The following is a 20,865-nucleotide window of genomic DNA, read 5'->3' as shown; positions in this document are numbered from 1 at the left end:
AAGCGATCATCGTAAATTTCAGAGACTATTCTGTGAATTGCAAGATATGAGTAGACTATTGCATGAGGCGCATTAAATTCGATATCTCCGAGTTGCAGGCCTTTGTGGCTACTGCAGAGAATTCAAGCTTTCGCATCGCTGCAGAGCGTCTTTGCCTATCAGCGCCGGCGTTGAGTCGAAGAATTGAACGCCTGGAAGACGCTTTGGGAACCAAGCTGCTTGAGCGCACAACCAGACATGTTCAGCTGACCGCAATTGGCCAAGAGTTCCTCACTGAAGCGCGTGCTGCATTGGAGGGTCTCGAGACTGCAGTGCAGCGGGTTAACGATCAGACCCTACCTCGTCGGGGATCGGTGACAGTGGCTTGCATCCCATCGGTTGCAAACCATCTTCTGCCTAATGCATTGCGTGCCTTTGCTGCCGAGTATCCAGAAGTCCAAGTCCATGTCATTGACGAGAATGCAAGCCATGTCCTGGATGCCGTAGTACGAGGTCGAGCAGATTTCGGCGTGAGCTTTACTGGAAGCCAGGAGCCCGGAATCCAATTCGAGACCTGGACGCGTGAGCGATACGTGTTGGCGATGCTGCACAGTCATGCATGGGCATGTCGCTCAGAGATTGCATGGACCGAACTCGCCGGAGAGCGCCTCGTATCGGTATCGCATCAGAGCAGCAACCGCCTGCTTCTGGACCAAGTCATGGCAGGCTTGCCGGATCAGCCCATGGCCTGGTACGAATGCAACCACGTCACCGGCGCTCTCGCTCTTGTGGAGGCCGGGTTGGGCATGGCCGCCATTCCGCAGCTTGCACTGCCAGAGAGTCATCCTAAGATCCGTGGTGTGCCACTGACCGAGCCTCAGTTGTGGCGCACTTTAGGCTTGATAAAGAAGCGAGGGCGCGTGCTTAGTCCTGCCGCTGAATCTCTGAAGACTCGCTTGCTCGCAGCCCATGTGGATTTCTGAATTCCACGCTGTCGATTTCCACTCAGAAGAGGGGCGTCAGGTCCAAACACACTGGCCTGCAATTTGCCAGAAGCTCTCAATTGCGAATCTGGCTGAACTGAGTTATTCAGGACCCAGGACCTGAATGGCGGTAGTCACTGACACCAGCCGTTGAGGCTGCTTCAGCCAAAGGCACGAACACTCAATTGCGCGGTTGGTCGCGCACGAAATAGAGGGGCCGCTTTGATTACACAGGCGGAATCGTTCGACCCTGAGCAATCATTGAGGTTGGACTCTGAATACAAGTGAAGTGGGGATACTGAAGTACGTCAAATGAGGGCTACTCTATAGCTTGAGCCCACTTCGTGAAAGCATCCAAACGACGCTGCATATCTCTTCGGTAGAACACAGCGATCAATGGTTCAATGATCCATCCTAGAAGAGCAGGACGGGCCTTAAAGTTGTAGACAAAGCGAACTTCTGTCTTTCCGTCCTGCAGTGGTTTAAAGCGCCATGTCCCACCGAAATTGCTAAGGATCCATGGCCCCTTGGTCATTTGGACCGCGGCGTGCGTAGGGGGGAAACGCTAGTACTTTGATTCAAGGACTGAGCCACGTCGATTCTTGCAATAAGACTTGATGCCAACCGCTGCAGTTTCATTGCCCCCAAGGAGGTATGCCTCGCAAAGATATCTATCCCACTCGAGTCTGCGTGTGTAGTCCTGAGAAAGCCAGAAGAGCATATCAGTTGGCTTTGCGATGATGGAGGAAACGGAGACGCGCATATTTTGAGGGCCAATTCCACTCGACGGAAGCAGTCGCTAACGATGCCTTCCAGTATCTGAGTGGCCTTAAGCATGGGTTTGAGTCCCAGTGGCGGCTTCTCACTGGGAGCAGAAATTGGAGAACAACTGCTTAAAACTATGACTCCATACGAGCGTTATTAGATTGTGATCGTGCCTGTCAAATAACGAGCACAGTGACCGGCCACTTTAACGTTTGAATCGGTCACCTCACAAAACAGGGCGCCTGTTCGCTGTGATGCCTGGTGCGCAATCAAGACATTCTTATTCAGCTTCTCGGACCAGTATGGCGCCAGTGCTGCGTGTATGGAGCCGGTAACCGGATCTTCATCCCCTCCGTTTGCTGGCCAGAAATAGCGGCTGACAAAGTCGTAGGGAGCACCAACGTCCGCAGGCGCCGTAACCACCACGTCCAATGGGCCCAGGGATTTGAGCCGTTCAAGGTTGGGTTTGACCGATCGCACGCAGGCTTCGGATGCATATACGGCTATATAAGCCTGTTGGTTCACCCAGACATGGTCGGGCGACGGGCTTAGACCCTCGAGGAGGGCAACCGGAACCTCGCCCAAGTGTCGTGCATCTCGGCGTGGGAAAGTCATGACGATGCGCCCCGTTTCTTCTCGTACTGCGGTGATGTCGCCGACCGCCGCAGCCCAGAATGTGATGCTGCGGCGCTCTGGTTTGGCCTCAAAGAGAACGAATGCGCTGGCCAGCGTTGCATGGCCACAGAATGCGATTTCCTTGAGCGGAGAAAACCACCGAATCTCAAAGGCATTTCGCGCGGGGCTCCAAACCAGGAAGGAAGTTTCGGAGAGGTTGTTTTCCGTTGCGATGGCCTGGAGTGTGGGGGCCGCGAGCCAATCTTCCAGCAAGACAATCGCAGCTTGGTTGCCTTGGAACTGCACGGATGTGAATGCGTCAATTATATGGATGGGAAGTTGCATTGTGAACAGGCCGAAGGGGAATTTTGCGGGCTTTGGTTGGTGAATGAATTGCAGCTGCGCTTGCTGACTTCGCACTGCCATACCTACGCTGAGCATGATAGTCGGGCCAGGCGACGCCACGATGCGTGCCATGGAGCGCTCGGGGGTGAACCCCGCCAGCGGCAAGGTGATGGCCATGGCTGGGTCCTTGGACATTGGCGCAGCCAAAGCCAAGGCCGGCGCGGCAAATGCCGCCATGAAGACTGTGGAGCAGCAGGGCTAGGCGTTGTTGTGGGCCTTCCAGTGCCGGAGGAAAGTGTGGCAACGCGCTTGTAGACTGTGTGCGGATGGGGCGGTCATGAAGTGATGAGATTGCCGGGTGGAAACCCTTGTGTGATATCTAGGGATTTCGTTCTAACAGTGTTGATGCACATGTCAATGCAATGGCCAGGCTACAAACCCCAAGAGCAACGTTTCAATGCGTGATACCAAGCGCGTGCCCACGATGCAGCAGGGAGCTGGCACACCGGCGACCAGGCAGCGGCACAGCGCGGCTATGGCTGCAAATGGCGCAGGCCCGGGCACATCCTCTTTGTGTGATGTGCAAGGCAGAGGGTCGAGTAGGGGGCGGCGGGCGTATTGGGCTGGGGTATGCAGCTCTATATCCACTTCTGGACCGCGCAGCCGATGACGACAAAAGCGAATGGGAGCACCTTTTTTCCGGTGTGCAGCTGATGGAGCTGGCGGTGCTGAAGATTCCAGCCAATAGCGTTTGGTAGCATTCCACTCCTGATTATAAAAAAGGAGAGGGTATGAAGATTTTTTTGCATTCGGTGCCATTCATTGCAGCTTCAATGCTATCGGGGTGTGGAAAACAAGAGGTAGTTGCACAACCCAGCACTCAGCTGCAAGACGTAATCCCCGAGTCGGTGCAGAAACCTGCATATTCAATTGAAGACTGGCGTAGAGATTTCACTTCAGCGTTTGTTCAAACGAACAAAAAAAGCAGATAGCGATGGAGTTACAAATTACCAAGCGTGCTTCGTGCCATCAGGCGAGAAATGTGAAATATTTTTAAGCGGCATGAAAGACGGGTTTAGAAAAGTTGACCACCTAACACCGCCAATGACCGCTTTTCAAGAAATGACCGTTAAATACACAGCGAAAAGCGGGGCCGCGATTATTGATATGAGGCTTGTTGCTCAGCAATGCATGGAGGCCGTAGCAGTGCTGAATCCTACCCTGCACGCTAAGTCATGGCTTTTCATGAACAAAGTCGCTTTTATGGCAGATGGCAATGTTGTCTATGAGCAAGATGCACCTGCGCAAGGTGTAAAGCGCGATACGGACGATGGGCGAGTAATGGAAAACTGGTCTTTCAAAATTGACCCGGTTGACTATGAAAAGCTGCAGCAGTTCGCTGTAGCCAAGTCCCAAGTGATTAGAGTTACAGGCGACAAAGGCTATACTACGCTTTCCAAGGAGTCGGTTGAAATTTTCTCCAAAGATGTAATTGCCCTGATCAAAGCTACAAAGCATTGTTAATGCGGCATTACTCGAAAATGGCGGCCCAAACTGTGCATCTTCCCAATAGGATGCCCTGAATTCACACGTGCGCAAGCCTAAGCCCCGAAGCCTAGGCTGCTTAGATTGCCTCTTAGGCTGAGCGCCGGCGAAAACGCAAGGTAACTCAAAACGGTGCAGGCGAGCGCACAACGGTTGCTGACGCTAGCCCGAAATAAACAAGCCCGCGCTGAGTCGTGATCACAAGCCCCCAGGCTGAGTGAGTTTCTTCTGTGACGTGGTCGCTGGCGCTGCCAGGCAGGATGCGCTCATTGGGAAAGCCATATCGCCCGAGTGCGCGTAGCAGTGTGGGCGGGGAACCGCAAATATGACGCCTTGGGCCTTTGTTGTTCGGTTAACCATGGGCTGCTATCGTGGATATTTTCCAGCTTGTATATCTCTGGGTGCTTTTTTTTGGGTAAACGGTGCGGCGTCGGATAAGGGGAGTGCAGGGCCGCCAATCGACTGGTGCGTTCGGATGATCCAGATTTGCTCATGCTCGCAAATCTCCTCATGGGTAACGACAGTCTGATAGCCACGCTATAGGAATTCATCTCAAAGAATGTCAATCACAACAGAGTCAATCTGGGAAATAGTGAAGCGTCGGCGGGTCCCGCATGGCTCATATAGCTTAGCGCGACGCAAGGGCAGCGCTGGTTATGCTGGCCATTCTGGTAGTAGTCCAACGCGCCTATCCAACAACGGGCTTGGTCCAGTCCATGGGGCAAGATGAAATCCAGTTCAAAGGAGTTTCTGAACTGGAAAAATACTGTATATTCACCATTGCATTTATTTGAAAATCAAAATAACTATCGATAAATGGCAGCCCGATAAATTTTAAATATTGGAGAATCAAATGTTTGAAAAACGTCGTGAGCTATTAAAAGGAGCAACTGCAGTCGCAGCTACTTATTGGCTAAGCGGATGTGGTGGTGGTGGTGGTGGTAGTGGTAGTGGTGGTGGTAGTGGTAGTGGTAGTGGTAGTGGTAGTGGTAGTGGTAGTGGTAGTGGTTCGGCGAACCCGCAGCCAAGCCCCTCTGGCCCCGTACTTAACACGACCATGTCCGTCAATGATGCAAGCATCGGCGAGATCGGCTCTGGCTTTGCAGGGCTGTCGTATGAAAAAGCAGCTCTTCACGAACGGCTTTTTTCGGGGGCGAATACGAACTTGCTTGGCATGTTCCGACGCCTTGGGCCTAGCGTCTTACGTATTGGTGGTAACTCTGTTGATAAAAACGTCTGGGTTCCTAACGGAGTTGGCCGGATCTCAAGCCAGACTGCACCTTCTGACGTTGATGCGCTCGCCGCATTTTTGAAAGCATCTGGCTGGCAATGCCTTTATGGAGTCAATTTGGGAGGCTCAGCCTCCGGCTCGACCTCGCCATCCCTCGCAGCCCAAGAGGTTGCATATGTTAGCAAGGCCTTAGGTTCATCCCTACTGGGGGTTGAAATTGGCAACGAGTGTGATTTGTACGGTGAGGATGGAAAATATTATGCTGGAAATTGGTCTCTGGATAAGTTCCAAACGCTATGGTCCGATTATCGTCAAGCCATTCTTGATCTCACGCCTAACGTCAGCATTACGGGGCCAGCATCAGACGGTCACGTCTCCAGTTGGACGATTCCCTTTGGACAATATGCCACTAAGAATAAAATAAGCCTTTTGACACAACACTATTACCGTGCCAATGGGCAGCTTCCTACCTCAACAGCAGAATTCCTGATTACACCAGATGATAAATTGGGCAGCATTGCAGCGGATCTACAGACTGGATCCCAGTCTCTTGGTATCCCTTATCGCATAGGTGAGTGCAACTCTTTCTCTGGTGGGGGAGCACATGGTGTATCGAATAGCTATGCTTCTTCACTCTGGGTTATAGACTTCCTTTTTAATTGCGCTCAGTATGGCGCGGTGGGAGTGAACCTTCATGGAGGAGGAGATGGCGCTGGCTACACACCTATTGCGAATGATTCCAATGGCAATGTCGTAGAGGCACGACCTGAGTACTATGGCATTCTACTTTTCACACTTGCTGGTCAAGGTAAGCTTCTAGCGACTAATTTAGCTGAAGATGTGCCAAACCTCACCGGATATACCGTCTCTTCACCCGATGGAAAGCTCAACATCGTGCTAAATAACAAGGACTCAACCAATAATATGAAAGTGGCACTTAATCTGCCAAAGAATATTTCCAGCGCGAGTCTAATCGAAATGACCCAACGCTCAGCTGGAGCAACCGCCCCTTCCCTTAGTGCAACAGGAGGGGTCAATATTCAGGGGGGAACAGTAGCCATAAATGGTAGTTTTATCCCTAATCCATCCTACACTCTGACGTCTAGCGGGAATGCGCTGACCTGCTACGTTCCAGCTCTAAGTGCGGTACTGCTGCAACTCAGCTAGAGATGGCGTAATTCGGGGGGGCGCACTATTCGTTGCGATAACGCCAGTGGCGCGCTCTCCGACCTGGATGTGGAGTAGTCTGACGTGCTACACAGCAGGGCTGAAGCGATGGGTAATGGAGCAACAATTCTCACCTGCTCATCGTGCCGCCAATCTTTGTTGGCCGCTTTTTCTGCAGTGGACGGTCAGGGTGTCGCCGTCTGAATGCCCACGACAAGGCAGAGGAAGGTAGCTGCAAGCATTGCTGCACTTTAGCTGCAGACGAAAAAAAAGGGCAACTTCTAAAAAAGCTGCCCCTTTTTTGTCCCAGGTTTCATGAGGAATCCGCATGAAACCTAGCTATTTTGGTGCCGGAGACATGAATCGGTGTGATTTTGAGTTTGTGCAATAGCTGCACTTATTTATATAAATCAACGACTTATGCTCTGTGGGTGGGCGTGGAGTGATAGCAAAAAACACCTTTTGCACGCTCTCAGCGCCCAATTCCGCCCACTTTTTGCACCACATCACCATGAGAAAGCCCACCAAAACGGTATCCGGAAAATGGCGTCAGCAGGTCGAGTTTGACGGAAAGCGCGATAGCGCAACTTTCAATACCCAGCGAGAGGCCCTGGAATGGGGGGCGAAGAGGCTTGTGGAGTTGAGGGCAGCGGCCCAAGGTGGGATGGCTGGCGCCAAGTTGCATGGTGAGACGAAGACCCTCAACGACGCCATGCTCAAGTACAAGGAAGAGGTGTCTCCCGACAAGCGTGGCTGGCGCTGGGAGCAGATCCGCATTGAGGCCATTACATCGAAGCACCCCAAATGGCCCGGGGACCGAAAAATTGCAGAGCTCGATGAGCAGGACTTGATTCAGTGGAAGAACGCGCGCAGAAGATCCGTCAAGGACTCGACCGTGCTGCGCGAAATGGCGTTGGTGAACAACGTGCTGGAATTTGCAAGAAAGGAATGGCACTGGATCAGTCGAAATCCAATGACCGATGTCAGCAAGCCATCCACACCCCATTGCCGGGAGCGCGTCATTGATGGCGTCGAAATTCGCAAGATGCTCAGAGAGATGGAGTGGTCGCGCTCAGGAGGCGTGACGAAGGCAAAGCAAGTCGCGGCTCGATGCTTTATTGCTGCCCTGCAGACCGGGATGAGAGCAGGGGAGGTGACCAAGCTACGCTGGAAGGATGTGCGACGAACTATTGCGTGTTACACAGGGGGCAGACGAAGACAGGGAGGGGCCGCAATGTTCCGTTGACGCGGGCTGCATTGCGCAACCTGGAAAGCATACGGGGGCGCGGCGACGAATTTGTGTTCGCGATGGATGCATCTGTGCTTGATGCGCTCTTCAGGCGAAACCGCCGGCGTGCAGGACTGGAGGGATTCACCTTTCATGATTCTCGCCACACCGCCGCCACGCGCATGGCTCAGAAATTGCACGTGCTCGACTTGTGCAAGGTGTTTGGCTGGACCGATCCGAAGCGGGCGATGATTTATTACAACCCGACGGCCGATCAGATCGCTGATCGGCTCGAGGGCATCGCCTAGCTAGATGCGCTTTTTGCGGGTTCGAAGTTCCCAGTCAATGATTTCCGTGAGCATCCACTTACCGTCATCACCGGGGCGTGGCATGGATCTGTCTCTGGCCAGAAATTTGACCAGTGTGTTGCGATGGATGCCGAGCCTGTCTGCAAACTGTTGCCGATTGAGCCGTCCCCCGTGCTGGACGCAAAGTGCTTTGACCGCATAAACCAGCGTGTCCACCTGGGCCTTGAGATCTTCGTTGACTGACGTCAATTCTTTGATGGCGATGGCGATGGCGGTGTCTTGTTGAGTCATTTCAAGTTCCTCGTACAGAGTTAAGCTCGGCTCGGGTCTTCCTGTTGTTCTGAGGCTGCGAATCCGTTACAGCCTGGTTGTATGCATCCCAGAGCTGCTGGCCATCGCCGCAGCGCGCCTGCTTGCCGCCGGATAAGCCGGCCGCGCAGCAGGTGAAGTGGTGGGCTATGTAGGCCTTGTCTTCTGGCAGGCCCACGGTGCTGGCGCTGGTTGTCTTGTGGTCTCCAAAACCAAGAGCTTTGCTCATTTACGAGGCTCATGTGGTACCGACGGCAGCACGAGCCGGGATGGCGCGGTCGCCGGGCTCTGCTTGGGCAAATTCCCGAATTTCGTCATAACGCGAGTTGGCGGGCGCGACTACGAAAGATTGATCATCAACCAGCATCAGGCCTACGTCTTCCCAATCGCGCCAGGGGCCGGCATCGTGGTCAAAGCGCTCGCAGTGATAGGTGCCGTCTTCGTCTCTAACAGGAATGGTGTAGCTGTCGAATGGGCCGCCATAAGTCGGGACGTGCTGCCTTGTCTTCCAGTGCTCAACCCACATGAAAAACTTGTGGCCTGTGATCGGGCACACATCAGGGCACCAGCGTTCAGGCGCAGCGGTAGCCGCTGGCGCTGGTTGTACGGGGGCAGACTTCGCGGCGTTCTTGAGATGCGCACGTGCATCCAGGGCGAGGACACATCCGTTCCACCCGGCCAGGAAGAAATGGGTATCGCGTTCCGTTGTCAATCGTGAATCGACTGCTGCGGTGACCTGCTTCTTTTCTTGCATATTCATGGCTCCCAGAATGAGAAAAGCCCGCGGCTGCGGGCTGGGGTGTTGGTCAATAGAAGCTGCGTATCGCTTCAGCAGCAGCCCAGGGATCTATGGCGTTTCCGTAGGCATGCACTGGAGGAAAGCCCATCATCCATCGGGCGAGTTCTGCCGGCACTGGTGATGAAAACGTTTCCGGGAGGGGCTGACCTCGGGTCGCCCGGGGCTCGGAAGTCCCTGGCCACCACGGTCGGCAACAATCCACACTCGCCGATGCAGATGAGGCGCACCAACATCCGCAGACGATCGTTCGGGTCTGCGCACTCGGTAGCCAAGCTGTCCCAGACGGCTGGTGATCTCGGCAAGCCACGGGTTGATGCCCGGGACGTTCTCGAAGCAGATGCCCTGGGGCTGGCGCGCGGCGATGAGGTCGAGCCAAGTGTGAGCCAGTCCGCTTCGTGCACCTGAGAGGCCGGCACGCCCGCCATGGATGGCTGCGGCGACGCTGTTGTCCTGGCATGGGGGCTCCCGGTCCAGATGCTTGGCGCACTGGCGAGACGTGCGATGCGCAGGGCGAGGGGCCAGCCAGCGAGGCCGGCGAAGAAATGGCATTGCCCATATCCGGCAAGATCATCTGCTCGAACATCCTCGATGCTCCTTTCGTCAACGTCGCCGGGCGCTATGTGTCCGGCGGCAATGAGATTGCGCAGCCACTGGGCCGCGAACGAGTCTATTTCGTTGTAGTACGCCGGCTTCATGGCTCCAGAAAGCAAAAAGCCCGCTCAGTGGCGGGCTGTGATTGGTGGTAGGTAGTGACTGGTCGTCCGGGCCGGCGTCGGCTGAAGCGATGGTGAGCAGCGAGCCGTCTATGGACTAAGGATCCTTGTAGTCAGCAAGACGATCTGGGGTATAGCAATAGCTCCATTAGGTCGGCCTTGCCAGCCGCAGTCACAAGCCCAGTTGCCGCGAGTGCGCGAACAAATCCGAACCCGTGCTGGCGAGCGTTCTCCAGCTGTATCGCCGATTCCGGCTTCTTGTCATAGGCCGCACGAACCCTGTCAACGATGATTTTCCAATCAGCATGAAGGTCGTTTGGCAACAGTTCGTTGCGATATGCCTGAAGGGTATGGAGGCAGGCAGCCATTGATGTCATCCTTCAATTTCCCAAGGAAATATCACGGCGAGCTCGAGCAGCTTTCATCTCCTATACCCTGGAACTTGATTGCCACGGGCGTACATGCACTGCAAATATGCGTTGTTGTACTGGTACTGGATTGTCCCCTGTGAATAGGACGTTCCGGGCCCGGCGGCACTGGTACCTACAATCGCGCCTCCCGCGGCCCCTATGCCAGCGCCCTGGTGGTTGCCAACGGCAGCACCCAGTGCGGCACCGAGCACTGCACCTACAGCGGCTGATCCCACTGCGCGCTCATTTGCTGCCTGGGCCTGGCCTCCAACCATGGACTGTGCGTATTGCATGCACATCGCCTGATCCTGTTGGAACACTTCAAATGGTTTGGTCGGCGACGGCATCACCAGTACCGTAGGGCCCATGGGCTGCGTTGCGCATCCTATGAGCACCAGCGTGCACGGCAACGCGAGAGCCAATGAACGTGTGAGTGTGAGTGTCATGATCGTCGACTCTTTTGAAAGACAAATACGAGCCGTGCATTGCTCATTGAGTACCCGCCGGCGTCTTGGATTCGTGCCATGGCGTGTTGCATTGCGGCACCGTGGGGTAATAGCCCTGTGGGTTGTCGCAGTAGTATGAGAAGTTCGATTGCGGTGCTAGCCCGCTCATATCTGGCGAGTACGCCGGGTCGTAAATCGGCGCTGCGTAAGTGATGGGCGACACCACTAGTGGGTATGGATACACCGGTGCAGCATAGAAATACCATAGACCACCGGTCGCCCACCACCAACCACAGCGTCCGCCCCAACAGGTCTGGCTCCAGTGGCCGCCGCTCCAACGAGCCAAGTTCGGCTGGCTGAAGCGGTGTACGTCGTAACCGGGACGGTAGGCCCAGTGGCCCGAATCCATGCGATGGCCCCCACCTCCCCAATGACCTCCATAGCCTGGGCCACCACCATGTGAGAAGCCACCTCCGTGGCCGCCGTGCTGCGCCAGGGCTGGGCCTGCGCTGACCAGGAGAAGAGCACCAGCGAGAAGCCAGCGCATCTTGCGAGGAGAAAGTGATACAGACATGTTCGTGCTCCGCATCTATCGAATCGCGTACTCCAGACTCAGCGAAGAGCGCTACATCGATGCCTCCTACGATATTCCCGCACTGTAAAGAGCGCATTGCGGCTGTGTAAATCTGCTCGTCAATGTGAAGGTCTGGAGTCGGTGGAGTCGGGGATTTGCCAAAGGTTTACGTGACAGGGGTCTGCGCTTTACGCCAAGGCCATAAAACAGAGCCTGAGGATTCATCCGTGAAGTGAAGGAGATGCATATGTCTTACATCGCAGACTTCTTTGGGTTGCAGCTGATTGCACTCGCTGTCCTGTACGTCTGGTACAGGTTATCCACGCGTTGAGTGGGCCAGTGTTCACGCCACCACCTTTTTAATCTCCTGCAACTGGACGTCTAGCCACCCAGCCTTGGCGGCCAACTTCTTGCAGAGCAGGGCGGCCTCTTGAAGGGGGGAGGGCTTGCTGCGCACTACGGTGCGCTTGGCGGTGCGCAGCCATGCAGCCTCATCAAATGGCTCCGGCGGCTTGCCGCCTGCCTTCTGCGCCATTTGACAAAGCCGCTCGTGCGCCTGCTTGGCTTCTTCCAGCATTCCGGGCTTGATGCCCGAGACGCGCCAGCCTTTGTGCACGGACACCGCATCCGCCTTGGTAGCCAGGCGGCGCTGGCGCTCGAGCTCCATTCCTTGAGCTCGCATGGCGGCCATGCGGGAATCGGTGATGGGGTCGCCGTTGTGATTCACGAAAGTCATACTCATGGGAGCCTCCAAAGAAATAGCCCGCTGGTCGGCGGGCGGATCATTCATTGATATGGGCGCGCGGCCCGATTCATGCAAATCTATGAATAGGTGCTCAGTTGCTGGCGCTGGCAGCCAGCGAGGCCTGCGTGGCGCCGCCCTCCTCGAAAACTGTCTTCTGCAGGGCATCCTCCAGCGCCTGCAGATCGCTTTGCCAGCTCTCGGCAATGCGGTAAATGATCATGCTTTTGAACATCAGGACTCCAGAAAAGAGAAAGCCACCAGAGTGGTAGCAGATGGGGCGGGAGAGGGCGCTGCGTTCACGACAGCACTTTCAGGCATTGCACGGTCTTTTCGTCCAGCCACTCGGCATGCATGCCTGGGCAGGCAAACTCGTCGCGCAGGTTCTGGGCGATGGTCTGGGGTTCATCGGCCTGGGCATCTGGCACCGCCAGCCAGGCCAGACCCAAGCAGATGGCAACGATCAAGATCAGGGCTTCAAGCAGCTTTGTCATGGTTTCGTTCCTAGCGCTTATTCAGAAAGCGCGAACAGCTATCAAATTTGAATGATCAGACGGGCCACGCTTCCGGCGTGAGTGCCATCACCAGGACCGCGTCGACCAGGCAGAACAGGCCGAAGCCGGTGAGAGCCCATTGCGCCGCGAGCAGCAGCTTTGTGTTGTGGGCAGTAGGTGGAGTCGAATGCATGGGGTCTCCTGTGGGCAAAGAAAAAGCCCGCGAGCGGGTGCTGCGGGCCTTAGTTGAGTTGCGGTGCTTAGGTGGTCAGGTTTCTATCAGCGCCGCTGAAGTCGCCGTGATCAATCGGGAATAGCGACTTGATATGCTGGCAATTCATCAAAATCAACGGGGGGAAACTATGTCGAGTTTGGGATCGATCGCGCTAGTCGTCGGCGGCGCATTGAGCGCGTTTGCCGCAGTAGCTCACTTGGCGTGTATCGCAATTGGCGCTCCTGCATACCGGGTGATGGGAGCGAGTGATCGGATGGTCCGCGCTGCCGAGCAAGGAAAACCTCGGCCAGCATTGATAACGCTTTTCATCGCAATGATTTTGTTCATTTGGGCGGGTTACGCATTGGGCGGGGCTGGCGTCATTGAGCCTCTGCCGCTGACCAAACTCGCTCTGACCGCTATCTGTGCCGTGTATCTGGCGCGGGCGGTTGCTTCCCCACTTCTCAAACCGGTGTTCCCTGCAAACACGCAGACTTTCTGGCTGGTGTCATCTGGTATCTGTCTTGTGATTGGGCTGTTTCACTTGGTAGGTCTTGTCGAACTGTGGGGCGCACTGTAGGCATTTCACTGCTCAAGATTCAGTACCTTGCAAAAGCACTCGTGATCACAAAAGAAAGCCCGCGAGCGGTTGCTGCGGGCTTGAATAAATAGCCGGTGACCTTGCGAGTCATGCCTGGGGAATGATTGAGAGAGGGCGGGAGGAAAGAGGCCCAGGCCCGGCGTAATCTGTATTCGGTGATTTTTAGGTCTGATGGATGTTCTACGTTATCTATGGAACTGCTTGTGATAAAGGAAAAAGCCGGTGACCTTTCGGGTCGCGCCTGGGGAACAGTTTGAGAGGGAGGGAGGAGCAAAGCCCAAGCCCGGCTGCGGTGCTATTGAATACCGCGATACCTTTAAATAAGCTTAAACAGGAGTGCGCTGCTAGCTACATGCTTGCTACGAATTGCACATATGTCGAGGGCATTGCGGCGGGAGGGTCTTACGATCAATCCAATACTGGGCCATCTGGCGTGACCACTGTCGCCACGACGCGGATGCGCCGAGTTCTCAATTGCCGGCAGCCCAGGCGAATTCCTGTGCTGCCGTACCTACTCGAGTAGTCACGCCGGATGGCCCTGGTGTCGCCCAGGGCTGGCGAGTGCTTTAAGTGGTTGCTGGGCCGGGTCGAACGGCCTATTTCTCTCGCTTGTGTTCTCCTTCGCCGCGCGTGGCTGCCTGGTTGAGATGCACTACCTCGAACTGGGGACGGGTTTAACCCGCGCCGCACGCTGTATTCGCTGCGCTAGGCTGATGACAGTCTCTATGTGTGTGCAGTGGATGAATATGCAGAAGAACAATCAAGATGAGGGTCTCGGATTTCGCGGTGTGAATTGGAGGCAAGCCCCGGTGTTGGCGCGCTGGTGGGCAATCAATCCCGATGGGCGTGCCTATTGGTTCTTCGAACCGACCTACGATGAGCTTGGAGACATCTGGTTTCCCGAGATGGAGCTCGCTCCGACCTTCGGCTACGCCGGCGACCACAAAGCATCACTGACGCCGCGCCCTGTGTAGCAATCAATCCTTGGACGCTCCTTGAGACAAAAGACAAGAGCCCTCGGATGACGGCGCTTTTGTTTTTTGCCCCGCTTAGCCCTGAGGGGGAGGCACATGCATTCCGCATGTTGGCTAAACGCCCACATTTCAGAATCTCCAGGCACAAAAAAGCCACCTCATAGGTGGCCGGTAAAAAGAAATCCCGCTCAGGGCAGGCATGGATTAGTCGATGAAGCCGAGCTCGCGCAGCGTTTCTGTTTCCCGGGTGTACTCAGCATCCTCACAATGGCTTCCGTTCGAACTGGCGCAGAGGTGACTTTGGGATGCGTGTCATTGCTCGACACTTGTTGCTTCACTTCATGAAAGCCACTCCGTATGTACATACAGCCGCTTTTTTCCATGACTGAGGTCAGCGAGTTGCAGCAGGTTATGCATGACTACCCGCTTGCAACAGTGATTGCGGAAGGTGCTGGCGAAGTGGAAATCAATCTGCTGCCGCTGCTGTGGGTGAAGGCGGGCCCACTTGGAAGGCTCACAGGGCATGTGAGCCGGAGTCATCACTTATTTTCAAAGGCCCCCAGCATTAGGACAGTGACTGCCGTTTTTCAAAGCCCGAATGCCTATATCTCGCCCCGGTGGTATATCAACGGGCAGAAAAGCGGTCGTAATGCCCCAAGCTGGAACTACGTGGCGGTTCAAGCGCAAGGCCGCATCCGATTCATAGATGATGCTTTGTGGATGCGCGAGCACCTGAATGCCTTAGCCCATTCCCAAGAGGCATCGCGGGAAGAACCATGGTCACCCACTCAAGCTGACCCAGAGTTCCTAGAGTCTGTAGCGGCGCGTCTCATCGGCTTCGAATTGGATATAGAAAACCTGTGCGGCAAGCGATTTTTATCCCAGCAGCGCACGGCCGCTGATCGAGATAGTCTGGTTCAGCAACTGGCTCAGGATCCCGGACCTGGTGCAGCCGCAGTCTCCCGGCTGATCAAGCCCTAGAGAGCTCGGACAAACCGCAGCGTCCTGAATCAAGACGCTCTGGTTTGCGCCCCTGATCTCGCTCAGGGGCTGGCGCTGCTTTCGCAGTCATGTGCGCGTGGCGGCGTCATCTGGTGTAAGAGGGCGGGCGACTCCTCAAACCATCGGCCAACTTTGATCCCGTGCCGGCTTTCGTGCGGCTTTCTACGCCTGCCTGTGACTGACAGGGGCTGGGCCGGGCCATCTGGCCTATTTATCTCGCATGTGTTCTCCTTTGCAGCGCGCGGCTGCCTGGTTGGGATGCTTTCGCTGGCATCGATTCAGCAGTGCTCTGGTCTCACGCGTTGCACTTCTTTCCGCGCGCAGTCCCCGAATGCGATTTGCTTGAAATCGCCCCGGCTTGAACATGAAGGTTTTGCCCGCATGCCCGGCCTGCTTGCTCCGTGTACCGACTCACTCGGCTTGGAGACGGGTTTAACCCGCGCCAGACGCGGTTGATCACTGCGGCCGATGCCACGCATACGCCAGTGGCTGCATACGGGCTGAATGCCCCGCGCGCCAGCGGCCCACTATCCAAGGCCGCGCCACAGCTGGGGCTCAAGCCCGAAGTGTTCTTTGCCAACGGCGGCGCGCCAGAGGACCAGCTGCGGCAGCCCGGCCTGGGCTTGGCGCCAAGTGCCTCCCCAAGCCCGGGCAATACTTTCCCTGGCAACCGTCTGCCGGGCAACAGCGGTTTCAGCAGCGCGCCACCCAGCGGGCCCACGGCCAGCCCCACACCAGCGCCAGCTGGCATGACGGAAGGCTAGCGCGCTGATGCATTGGCCCAGATCCCCACCGGTGGACCCAAGGCGCCTGCCGCTGATGGCTCGCAGGACTCTTGGGGCAATACCGAAGTGGGGCGCAACGTGGGCAATGCCGTGGCTGCCTTGCCAGGGCTGGGTGGAGTAGGGCGTGTTGCAGCAACCGGCGGCGCGATCAGTCGCGGACTCAATGCTGCATCCACCGCTGTCAATAACGCTGGCCGCGCGGTCAATGCTGCTCCTGCCATTGCTGCAGGACTCTATGGCGGAGCTTCGCCAGCGGCAATTGCATCGCTGGCTGCCTCTCCACCCGCGACATTCTCTGCTGGCGCCGGCCGGGGTACATCCAATCCTGCTCTTGTGAGCCCGAACGCATCTGCCCACCCAGCGCTGGGTGTTCATGATCGAGCTGGCCGAAGTTCCCAGATCCTTGAGCCGCTGGCGCGCTGCCCAGTCGTTGCCGCTGTGGGCCACGGCAGGGGCACGCAAGCCGAAGCCGGCCTCTTCCGGTGCACTGCCAGCAGCAGCCGGTGCTGCATTGGAAGCCGCCAGATTGTCAGCAGCAGCCAAGTTCCTCGCGTTGGGCTTGCCAGTGAAACCGGCCGGGAAGCCCATGCCGCCAGATTGGTCGCTGTACTGGCCGCGCTCATGGCTGTACACGCCGTCCATCAGTTGGTTGCTCGGAGCGTCCGCCGCCAAACCAGCCTGAGGAGTCGAGGCGCGCCAAACAATGCGGCCGTGCAGAATTTCATCGACGCAAGTCGCGCCGACCTGGCTGCACAGGGCAAAGAGCCTGATATGAGGATGCGAACCAATGAGGTTAATGCAGGGCTACGTCGCTCGGCCATGGCCGAGGCTGGTGCTGATCGCCGTGCCCAAGGGCAGATCGGGCTGGGGCTTGGTCAACTGGCCCTGGGGGCTCAGCGCAACCAGCTGGATGCTCAGCGAATCACCAACGATGAGCGCCTGCGCGCGCCGCAGATCCGCGCTGCTGAGCGGATGGGGCAAATGCAGGATGCACTGCTCAATGCCAAGACTCCCGAAGAGCTGGCCGCGATAGCTGCCCAGATTCGCGCCTACTCAGGCAAGGACTCGGACATATGGAAGGCCGTCGCGCTTCAGGGTGGAACAGACGCCCAAGGCAACAAGACCGAGAGCATCCTGGGTGCGGTCAATGAGCGAACCGGGGAAATGAGGAGGATGGGGGGGGCAGCAGCCGTCAGCCGGAATCGTCATCACCAATGACGCCGCAGGCAGAGCAGCCTTTGCTCAACTTCCTGCAGGGCCACATACACGGGCCCAGATGGCAAGCAGTGCAAGAAGAACTAGTTCAGGGGGGTGGAACCTTTTTTCCACCACTCTTTGTCCTCACTTGTTGCACTTTGGTTCGCGCTATCCGCTTGGCTCGCGGGGCGCGTGGTCGCTGGAGCAACCTGAGCAGCCGACGCTGATTGACGAGCCTGCGCTACGTCCTGACTGGAGCGAAACTTGTCTATCCATGGACCGGCCACAAGCATGGTCAACAGAACCCAGGCGAGTATGAAAAAACTCTTGGGCCATGCAGCTTTTGCACGTTGAGTGAGGAACAGTGCATACAGGCCATAGGCAACCAGCGCCAGCACGATGGGAGTTGCCCAAGTCTCCAGCCAACGAAATGCTGGTTGATCGCTGTAGTAGATCAGCGGGTTGGCCAGCGCCACGATACCCATGCCGATCAAGTGACGGGCAAATATGAGCGGCTTCGATGTTACCTGTGTGACCATAGTGGTCTGCATGTTCCCTGCTGCAAAGGGACTGTATCAGAGCCGATAGGGAGACTTGCAGTTGCTCAATCCGCATATACAAGGCAGGCTGAGCAGCAATACAAGATGGCAAGCTGAGAGGAGAGCCTTCAGGCCAATCTGCAGTACGTTGCGTTACTGGGCTGGCGCTTGCAAGGGCTGTTGAACCTGAGCCGTATTTGCGCTGGTGCGAAGTGTGCTGACCCAAGGGCTTAACAATGCAAGCAGGACCCAAGCGAGGATGAAAAAGCTCTTGGGCCATGCTTGCTTGGCGCGCTTGGTGAGAAGCAACGCATACAGACCATATGCAGCAAGTGCGATTGCGATGGGGAACAGCCAAGTTTCTAGCCACGCGCGTACTGGGTCGTCACTGGAGTAGATCCGCGGGTTGGCAAGAGACACGATGCCCATGCCAATCAAGTGAAGTGCGAACCACAGTGACTTGGGCTTGGCTTGTGCGGCTGTAGTTGTCTGCATGTTCCCTCCTGTACAGGAACTGTAGCAGAGGGCTTTGGCATCACTCCAGCAATCCAAAGCACTAGCTGGCGAGGCTTTGTTACGATCCCCACATATTTACTGCATGGAGGGGATATGAGAGGGATTGTTGTTACGTGTGCTGCCGTGGCTGCGTTAGTGTGCGCGCCAGCCTTTGCACAAAAGGCCAAGAAAACAAAAGGGTGGGCGCAAGAGCCTGACACGGTTCTCGGCATCAAATTAGGAGTTCCCGTTGCCAGCCTTGCATTGGCGGAATGCAAGTCCTACTCCTCCACGCCACCGGAGGGCGCTCAATGTGTCGTTAAGCATGAGTATGGGTACCGACCAGACAAAGTGTTGAACCTCATTGGCATGCCAGACATTGGAGTGCACTATGCAACAGAGATCATGGTCTTCGACGGGTTCGCGAAGACACTGACTTTGAATCTTGAGCATAAAGATTACCCAAAGATCAAAGATATCTTAATCGAGCGCTATGGAAAGCCGCAGGAGCAACTAAAGAGCGACGTGACAACAGGTGCAGGGGCAGTTTTGAGCAGTGAAAGCCTGATGTGGAAGGGAAAGAAAATGAATTTGATCGTGGTTGAGCGCGCATTGTCGGCGGATAAAACCGCTGTGTTTTTTACCGACTTGGCTGTTCAAGCCGCGGACCTGGCGTCGAGAGACAAGAAAAGTAAGGATGCAGCTTCAAAGTTCTGATTTCGATAAGCTCGTGACTGGTTCAGTTCTGAATTGAATCAGCCGCAAGATCGCCTCCGCATGTCTATACGTCCGCTCTGTCGCGGGCAATCAGCAAAAGGCCCGCTTCGGCGGGCTTTTTTGTGCCTGCCCGGCTAGGGTTCGACACCGCAACCGGGGGTGAGGTGTGATTGGGGGATGGCAAATACCAATGATTGGTGGAAGAGCGGCGCCATGCGGTGGCGACTGACCCTGACATGCCCGATGGCATGCGCATCGCCATGGTCATGGCCGCGTTCTATGAATCCAGCAATCGCCACATCGGCACGCCCTATGTGGACAAGGTGGGCAAGGGCCAGCCGCTGACGGTCTGCAACGGACTGACGGGCAAGGATGTGATTGCCGGCAAGTGGTACAGCCCTGCCGAATGCTTCCGGCTGGAGAAAAAGCGCTATGTGCAGTATGAGCAGATCGCAAAGCGCTCACTGACTTATTGGGGCAGCTACAACCCCTTCCAGCAAGCAACGTTCTACGACTTCCTGCACAACAAGGGCGACGGCAAATTCCAGACCAGCACCATGCTGCGCGATGCAAACGCGGGCAACTGGGCAAAGGCCTGTCGCGAAAACCTGCGCTGGAACAAGGGCACGGTCGATGGCATGTCCGTGGTGCTGCCTGGCCTGAAGATCCGCGGCGATGCGAATGCCGAGCTCTGCGAGTGGGGGCTGTCATGGCCAGGCTGACCCTCTACACATCCCTGGCGGCCGCAGTTGCTGGCGCTGCCCTGGCCTGGCACTTCCAGGCAGCGCGCCTCGGGGCCGAGCTGGCGGACGAGCGCCTGCAGGCCAGCCAATACCGCCAGCAGATCGATGATGAGTGCACGGCTGCCGGGCTGCGCGTGCTGGCCGTGGAACGCACGGTCAACGACAAATACCAAGGAGCCCTGAATGACGCCATCCAGAAGCAGGTAGGCTTGCAGGCTGCTGCTGATCGCGCTCGCCTTGAGCGTGACGGCCTGCGCAAGCAACTGTCCGATGCCGAGCAGCGACTTGCCGACGCTTCCCCCGCCACCCTCATTGAGTACGCCCGCGCCCTCAACCACGTATTCGGACAGTGCAGCCAGCGATATGCAGAGCTGGCAATCCGAGCTGATGGCCACGCAGCTGATGCAGCAACCTGCCGCGCTGCCTGGCCAGTAATTCCCCAAGACAAGGAAAGCAAGTGACCAGTTACCGCAAAAAGCCAGTTGTGATCGATGCTGTGCAGTACCCCTGCGCTCATCGTGCCTTGCAACGCTGCAGCTGCAGCACGCAGGACAGTGCTGCATGTAGCAGCTGCGGGCATGAATTCATCCAGACCTTGGAGGGTCAGATGAATGTCGCTCCTGGCGATTGGATCATCACGGGCATCAAGGGCGAGTGCTACCCCTGCAAGCCGGACATCTTCGCGGCCACATACGAGGAAGTTCCACAGGCTCCCGAGTCTACCCTTCCACCCTACCGGCAGCGCGTTCTGGATGAAAAGCAAGAGCTGGACATCCGAATCACCAGGCTGGACGAGTTCATTCTGCGCAATGCCTTGTTCCGCGAGCTGGACCCCGAAGAGCAGGCTCGCATGCGTCGCCAGCTCGATGTGATGCGCGAGCTGTCTGTGATCCTGGGCGAGCGCATCTCTGCTTTCTAAGCCTTCCGGCCCTCGCTTGCTGTTTC

General features: G+C 56.4%; 29 protein-coding genes and 2 pseudogenes. 18 read left to right on the top strand and 13 right to left on the bottom strand.

Going from position 1 to position 20,865, the window contains the following annotated elements:
• Nucleotides 1–62: 62 nt before the first annotated feature.
• Nucleotides 63–962: a LysR family transcriptional regulator gene (locus F3J24_RS04755; protein ID WP_167003127.1), complete on the top strand. Its 900-nt coding sequence runs from the start codon at nt 63–65 to the stop codon at nt 960–962.
• A 319-nt stretch (nt 963–1,281) separates the two neighbouring features.
• On the opposite strand, the pseudogene F3J24_RS24900 reads toward F3J24_RS04755, so the two are convergent.
• Nucleotides 1,282–1,506: pseudogene (locus tag F3J24_RS24900) on the bottom strand (SRPBCC family protein); the annotation flags it as partial.
• A gap of 377 nt (nt 1,507–1,883) precedes the next feature.
• Nucleotides 1,884–2,819: a PhzF family phenazine biosynthesis protein gene (locus F3J24_RS04745; RefSeq protein ID WP_240154244.1), complete on the bottom strand. Its 936-nt coding sequence runs from the start codon at nt 2,817–2,819 to the stop codon at nt 1,884–1,886.
• Here F3J24_RS04745 and F3J24_RS04740 point away from each other — a divergent pair.
• The 7 genes from F3J24_RS04740 (at nt 2,809) to F3J24_RS24895 (ending at nt 8,166) form a co-directional block, all read left to right on the top strand.
• Nucleotides 2,809–2,949 carry a hypothetical protein gene (locus F3J24_RS04740; protein ID WP_167001622.1) on the top strand — a complete coding sequence of 47 codons (141 nt, stop codon included), beginning with the start codon at nt 2,809–2,811 and terminating at the stop codon, nt 2,947–2,949. The two genes, F3J24_RS04745 and F3J24_RS04740, sit on opposite strands and share 11 nt — an antisense overlap.
• Nucleotides 2,950–3,109: 160 nt before the next feature.
• Nucleotides 3,110–3,445, top strand: a complete 336-nt coding sequence (locus tag F3J24_RS25130; RefSeq protein WP_370527716.1) for a DUF1799 domain-containing protein — start codon at nt 3,110–3,112, stop codon at nt 3,443–3,445.
• 172 nt (nt 3,446–3,617) lie between these two features.
• On the top strand, nt 3,618–4,211 hold the full coding sequence (locus tag F3J24_RS04730; RefSeq protein ID WP_167003125.1) for a hypothetical protein: 594 nt from the start codon (nt 3,618–3,620) through the stop codon (nt 4,209–4,211).
• Nucleotides 4,212–4,888: 677 nt separating this feature from the next.
• Complete coding sequence (locus tag F3J24_RS04725) at nt 4,889–5,026, top strand: hypothetical protein (RefSeq protein WP_167003123.1); 138 nt, start codon at nt 4,889–4,891, stop codon at nt 5,024–5,026.
• A 59-nt stretch (nt 5,027–5,085) separates the two neighbouring features.
• Entirely contained in the window at nt 5,086–6,630 is a 1,545-nt protein-coding gene (locus tag F3J24_RS04720; protein WP_167003121.1) for a hypothetical protein, read from the top strand.
• A 511-nt stretch (nt 6,631–7,141) separates the two neighbouring features.
• Entirely contained in the window at nt 7,142–7,876 is a 735-nt protein-coding gene (locus tag F3J24_RS04715; RefSeq protein ID WP_240154243.1) for a hypothetical protein, read from the top strand.
• Between the two features lie 11 nt (nt 7,877–7,887).
• Nucleotides 7,888–8,166: a tyrosine-type recombinase/integrase gene (locus tag F3J24_RS24895; protein WP_370527715.1), complete on the top strand. Its 279-nt coding sequence runs from the start codon at nt 7,888–7,890 to the stop codon at nt 8,164–8,166.
• Here F3J24_RS24895 and F3J24_RS04710 read toward each other — a convergent pair whose 3' ends face one another.
• The 4 genes from F3J24_RS04710 to F3J24_RS25125 form a co-directional block, all read right to left on the bottom strand.
• Nucleotides 8,167–8,457: a hypothetical protein gene (locus tag F3J24_RS04710; RefSeq protein WP_167003119.1), complete on the bottom strand. Its 291-nt coding sequence runs from the start codon at nt 8,455–8,457 to the stop codon at nt 8,167–8,169. It abuts the gene before it with no gap.
• Nucleotide 8,458: 1 nt separating this feature from the next.
• Nucleotides 8,459–8,704, bottom strand: a complete 246-nt coding sequence (locus F3J24_RS04705; protein ID WP_167001620.1) for a hypothetical protein — start codon at nt 8,702–8,704, stop codon at nt 8,459–8,461.
• Nucleotides 8,705–8,713: 9 nt separating this feature from the next.
• Nucleotides 8,714–9,235 (bottom strand): hypothetical protein, encoded by a 522-nt coding sequence (locus tag F3J24_RS04700; protein WP_167003117.1) that lies wholly within the window; start codon nt 9,233–9,235, stop codon nt 8,714–8,716.
• Nucleotides 9,236–9,361: 126 nt separating this feature from the next.
• Complete coding sequence (locus F3J24_RS25125) at nt 9,362–9,823, bottom strand: DNA cytosine methyltransferase (protein ID WP_167003115.1); 462 nt, start codon at nt 9,821–9,823, stop codon at nt 9,362–9,364.
• Between F3J24_RS25125 and F3J24_RS04690 the strand changes: the two genes are divergently transcribed.
• The gene (locus F3J24_RS04690) at nt 9,817–10,020 is read left to right on the top strand and encodes a hypothetical protein (protein WP_167003113.1); all 204 of its coding nucleotides are present in this window, start codon (nt 9,817–9,819) and stop codon (nt 10,018–10,020) included. The two genes, F3J24_RS25125 and F3J24_RS04690, sit on opposite strands and share 7 nt — an antisense overlap.
• Before the next feature lie 388 nt (nt 10,021–10,408).
• On the opposite strand, the gene F3J24_RS25120 is transcribed toward F3J24_RS04690, so the two are convergent.
• The 5 genes and pseudogenes from F3J24_RS25120 to F3J24_RS04660 all read right to left on the bottom strand — a co-directional run bounded on the left by F3J24_RS25120 (nt 10,409) and on the right by F3J24_RS04660 (nt 12,846).
• Entirely contained in the window at nt 10,409–10,672 is a 264-nt protein-coding gene (locus tag F3J24_RS25120; protein ID WP_370527722.1) for a YMGG-like glycine zipper-containing protein, read from the bottom strand.
• Between the two features lie 1,088 nt (nt 10,673–11,760).
• Nucleotides 11,761–12,207, bottom strand: a complete 447-nt coding sequence (locus F3J24_RS04675) for a hypothetical protein (protein WP_240154241.1) — start codon at nt 12,205–12,207, stop codon at nt 11,761–11,763.
• Nucleotides 12,208–12,283: 76 nt separating this feature from the next.
• Nucleotides 12,284–12,394, bottom strand: a pseudogene (locus tag F3J24_RS04670) (recombination-associated protein RdgC); the annotation flags it as partial.
• A 64-nt stretch (nt 12,395–12,458) separates the two neighbouring features.
• Nucleotides 12,459–12,653, bottom strand: a complete 195-nt coding sequence (locus F3J24_RS04665; protein ID WP_167003107.1) for a hypothetical protein — start codon at nt 12,651–12,653, stop codon at nt 12,459–12,461.
• A gap of 55 nt (nt 12,654–12,708) precedes the next feature.
• Complete coding sequence (locus tag F3J24_RS04660) at nt 12,709–12,846, bottom strand: hypothetical protein (RefSeq protein ID WP_167003105.1); 138 nt, start codon at nt 12,844–12,846, stop codon at nt 12,709–12,711.
• Between the two features lie 133 nt (nt 12,847–12,979).
• On the opposite strand from F3J24_RS04660, the gene F3J24_RS04655 reads away from it, so the two are divergent.
• The 5 genes from F3J24_RS04655 (at nt 12,980) to F3J24_RS04635 (ending at nt 17,447) form a co-directional block, all read left to right on the top strand.
• The gene (locus F3J24_RS04655; RefSeq protein ID WP_240154240.1) at nt 12,980–13,447 is read left to right on the top strand and encodes a hypothetical protein; all 468 of its coding nucleotides are present in this window, start codon (nt 12,980–12,982) and stop codon (nt 13,445–13,447) included.
• Nucleotides 13,448–14,214: 767 nt separating this feature from the next.
• Nucleotides 14,215–14,442 (top strand): hypothetical protein, encoded by a 228-nt coding sequence (locus F3J24_RS04650; RefSeq protein ID WP_167003103.1) that lies wholly within the window; start codon nt 14,215–14,217, stop codon nt 14,440–14,442.
• Nucleotides 14,443–14,799: 357 nt separating this feature from the next.
• Nucleotides 14,800–15,423 carry an FMN-binding negative transcriptional regulator gene (locus F3J24_RS04645; RefSeq protein WP_167003101.1) on the top strand — a complete coding sequence of 208 codons (624 nt, stop codon included), beginning with the start codon at nt 14,800–14,802 and terminating at the stop codon, nt 15,421–15,423.
• A gap of 422 nt (nt 15,424–15,845) precedes the next feature.
• Nucleotides 15,846–16,208 (top strand): hypothetical protein, encoded by a 363-nt coding sequence (locus F3J24_RS04640; protein ID WP_167003099.1) that lies wholly within the window; start codon nt 15,846–15,848, stop codon nt 16,206–16,208.
• 642 nt (nt 16,209–16,850) lie between these two features.
• On the top strand, nt 16,851–17,447 hold the full coding sequence (locus F3J24_RS04635) for a hypothetical protein (protein WP_167003097.1): 597 nt from the start codon (nt 16,851–16,853) through the stop codon (nt 17,445–17,447).
• A gap of 80 nt (nt 17,448–17,527) precedes the next feature.
• Here the strand turns inward: F3J24_RS04635 and F3J24_RS04630 are convergent, their stop codons facing one another.
• Together F3J24_RS04630 and F3J24_RS04625 are read right to left on the bottom strand one after the other, a co-directional pair.
• Entirely contained in the window at nt 17,528–17,977 is a 450-nt protein-coding gene (locus F3J24_RS04630) for a hypothetical protein (RefSeq protein WP_167003095.1), read from the bottom strand.
• Nucleotides 17,978–18,118: 141 nt separating this feature from the next.
• On the bottom strand, nt 18,119–18,460 hold the full coding sequence (locus F3J24_RS04625; protein WP_167003093.1) for a hypothetical protein: 342 nt from the start codon (nt 18,458–18,460) through the stop codon (nt 18,119–18,121).
• A 114-nt stretch (nt 18,461–18,574) separates the two neighbouring features.
• Between F3J24_RS04625 and F3J24_RS04620 the strand changes: the two genes are divergently transcribed.
• The 4 genes from F3J24_RS04620 to F3J24_RS24890 all read left to right on the top strand — a co-directional run bounded on the left by F3J24_RS04620 (nt 18,575) and on the right by F3J24_RS24890 (nt 20,839).
• The gene (locus tag F3J24_RS04620; protein WP_167003091.1) at nt 18,575–19,177 is read left to right on the top strand and encodes a hypothetical protein; all 603 of its coding nucleotides are present in this window, start codon (nt 18,575–18,577) and stop codon (nt 19,175–19,177) included.
• A gap of 218 nt (nt 19,178–19,395) precedes the next feature.
• A complete protein-coding gene (locus tag F3J24_RS04615; RefSeq protein ID WP_370527714.1) occupies nt 19,396–19,899 on the top strand; it encodes a lysozyme in 504 nt (167 codons plus the stop codon).
• Nucleotides 19,887–20,381 carry a hypothetical protein gene (locus tag F3J24_RS04610; protein WP_167003089.1) on the top strand — a complete coding sequence of 165 codons (495 nt, stop codon included), beginning with the start codon at nt 19,887–19,889 and terminating at the stop codon, nt 20,379–20,381. The genes F3J24_RS04615 and F3J24_RS04610 overlap by 13 nt, the downstream gene beginning before the upstream one ends.
• A 146-nt stretch (nt 20,382–20,527) precedes the next feature.
• Complete coding sequence (locus F3J24_RS24890; RefSeq protein WP_240154239.1) at nt 20,528–20,839, top strand: PGDYG domain-containing protein; 312 nt, start codon at nt 20,528–20,530, stop codon at nt 20,837–20,839.
• The last annotated feature ends 26 nt before the right edge of the window (nt 20,840–20,865 follow it).

The organism is Comamonas sp. Tr-654, assembly GCF_011752915.1.
In the GTDB taxonomy this organism is placed as follows: Bacteria; Pseudomonadota; Gammaproteobacteria; order Burkholderiales; family Burkholderiaceae_C; genus Comamonas.
This window is presented reverse-complemented; position numbering and strand designations above follow the sequence as displayed.

Bases quoted from the DNA above. Each gene is read 5' to 3' on its own strand.
- F3J24_RS04625 (WP_167003093.1), bottom strand. From the start codon at position 18,460: ATGCAGACAACTACAGCCGCACAAGCCAAGCCCAAGTCACTGTGGTTC.
- F3J24_RS04630 (WP_167003095.1), bottom strand. From the start codon at position 17,977: ATGCAGACCACTATGGTCACACAGGTAACATCGAAGCCGCTCATATTT.
- F3J24_RS04745 (WP_240154244.1), bottom strand. From the start codon at position 2,819: ATGGCACGCATCGTGGCGTCGCCTGGCCCGACTATCATGCTCAGCGTA.
- F3J24_RS04675 (WP_240154241.1), bottom strand. From the start codon at position 12,207: ATGAATGATCCGCCCGCCGACCAGCGGGCTATTTCTTTGGAGGCTCCC.
- F3J24_RS04660 (WP_167003105.1), bottom strand. From the start codon at position 12,846: ATGCATTCGACTCCACCTACTGCCCACAACACAAAGCTGCTGCTCGCG.
- F3J24_RS04620 (WP_167003091.1), top strand. From the start codon at position 18,575: ATGAGAGGGATTGTTGTTACGTGTGCTGCCGTGGCTGCGTTAGTGTGC.
- F3J24_RS04710 (WP_167003119.1), bottom strand. From the start codon at position 8,457: ATGACTCAACAAGACACCGCCATCGCCATCGCCATCAAAGAATTGACG.
- F3J24_RS04665 (WP_167003107.1), bottom strand. From the start codon at position 12,653: ATGACAAAGCTGCTTGAAGCCCTGATCTTGATCGTTGCCATCTGCTTG.
- F3J24_RS25120 (WP_370527722.1), bottom strand. From the start codon at position 10,672: ATGGTTGGAGGCCAGGCCCAGGCAGCAAATGAGCGCGCAGTGGGATCA.
- F3J24_RS25130 (WP_370527716.1), top strand. From the start codon at position 3,110: ATGGCCAGGCTACAAACCCCAAGAGCAACGTTTCAATGCGTGATACCA.
- F3J24_RS04725 (WP_167003123.1), top strand. From the start codon at position 4,889: ATGCTGGCCATTCTGGTAGTAGTCCAACGCGCCTATCCAACAACGGGC.
- F3J24_RS04755 (WP_167003127.1), top strand. From the start codon at position 63: ATGAGGCGCATTAAATTCGATATCTCCGAGTTGCAGGCCTTTGTGGCT.
- F3J24_RS04645 (WP_167003101.1), top strand. From the start codon at position 14,800: ATGTACATACAGCCGCTTTTTTCCATGACTGAGGTCAGCGAGTTGCAG.
- F3J24_RS04720 (WP_167003121.1), top strand. From the start codon at position 5,086: ATGTTTGAAAAACGTCGTGAGCTATTAAAAGGAGCAACTGCAGTCGCA.
- F3J24_RS04650 (WP_167003103.1), top strand. From the start codon at position 14,215: ATGCAGAAGAACAATCAAGATGAGGGTCTCGGATTTCGCGGTGTGAAT.
- F3J24_RS25125 (WP_167003115.1), bottom strand. From the start codon at position 9,823: ATGCCATTTCTTCGCCGGCCTCGCTGGCTGGCCCCTCGCCCTGCGCAT.
- F3J24_RS04740 (WP_167001622.1), top strand. From the start codon at position 2,809: ATGCGTGCCATGGAGCGCTCGGGGGTGAACCCCGCCAGCGGCAAGGTG.
- F3J24_RS04610 (WP_167003089.1), top strand. From the start codon at position 19,887: ATGGCCAGGCTGACCCTCTACACATCCCTGGCGGCCGCAGTTGCTGGC.
- F3J24_RS04705 (WP_167001620.1), bottom strand. From the start codon at position 8,704: ATGAGCAAAGCTCTTGGTTTTGGAGACCACAAGACAACCAGCGCCAGC.
- F3J24_RS04715 (WP_240154243.1), top strand. From the start codon at position 7,142: ATGAGAAAGCCCACCAAAACGGTATCCGGAAAATGGCGTCAGCAGGTC.
- F3J24_RS24890 (WP_240154239.1), top strand. From the start codon at position 20,528: ATGAATGTCGCTCCTGGCGATTGGATCATCACGGGCATCAAGGGCGAG.
- F3J24_RS04635 (WP_167003097.1), top strand. From the start codon at position 16,851: ATGGCTGTACACGCCGTCCATCAGTTGGTTGCTCGGAGCGTCCGCCGC.
- F3J24_RS04690 (WP_167003113.1), top strand. From the start codon at position 9,817: ATGGCATTGCCCATATCCGGCAAGATCATCTGCTCGAACATCCTCGAT.
- F3J24_RS04655 (WP_240154240.1), top strand. From the start codon at position 12,980: ATGCTGGCAATTCATCAAAATCAACGGGGGGAAACTATGTCGAGTTTG.
- F3J24_RS04700 (WP_167003117.1), bottom strand. From the start codon at position 9,235: ATGAATATGCAAGAAAAGAAGCAGGTCACCGCAGCAGTCGATTCACGA.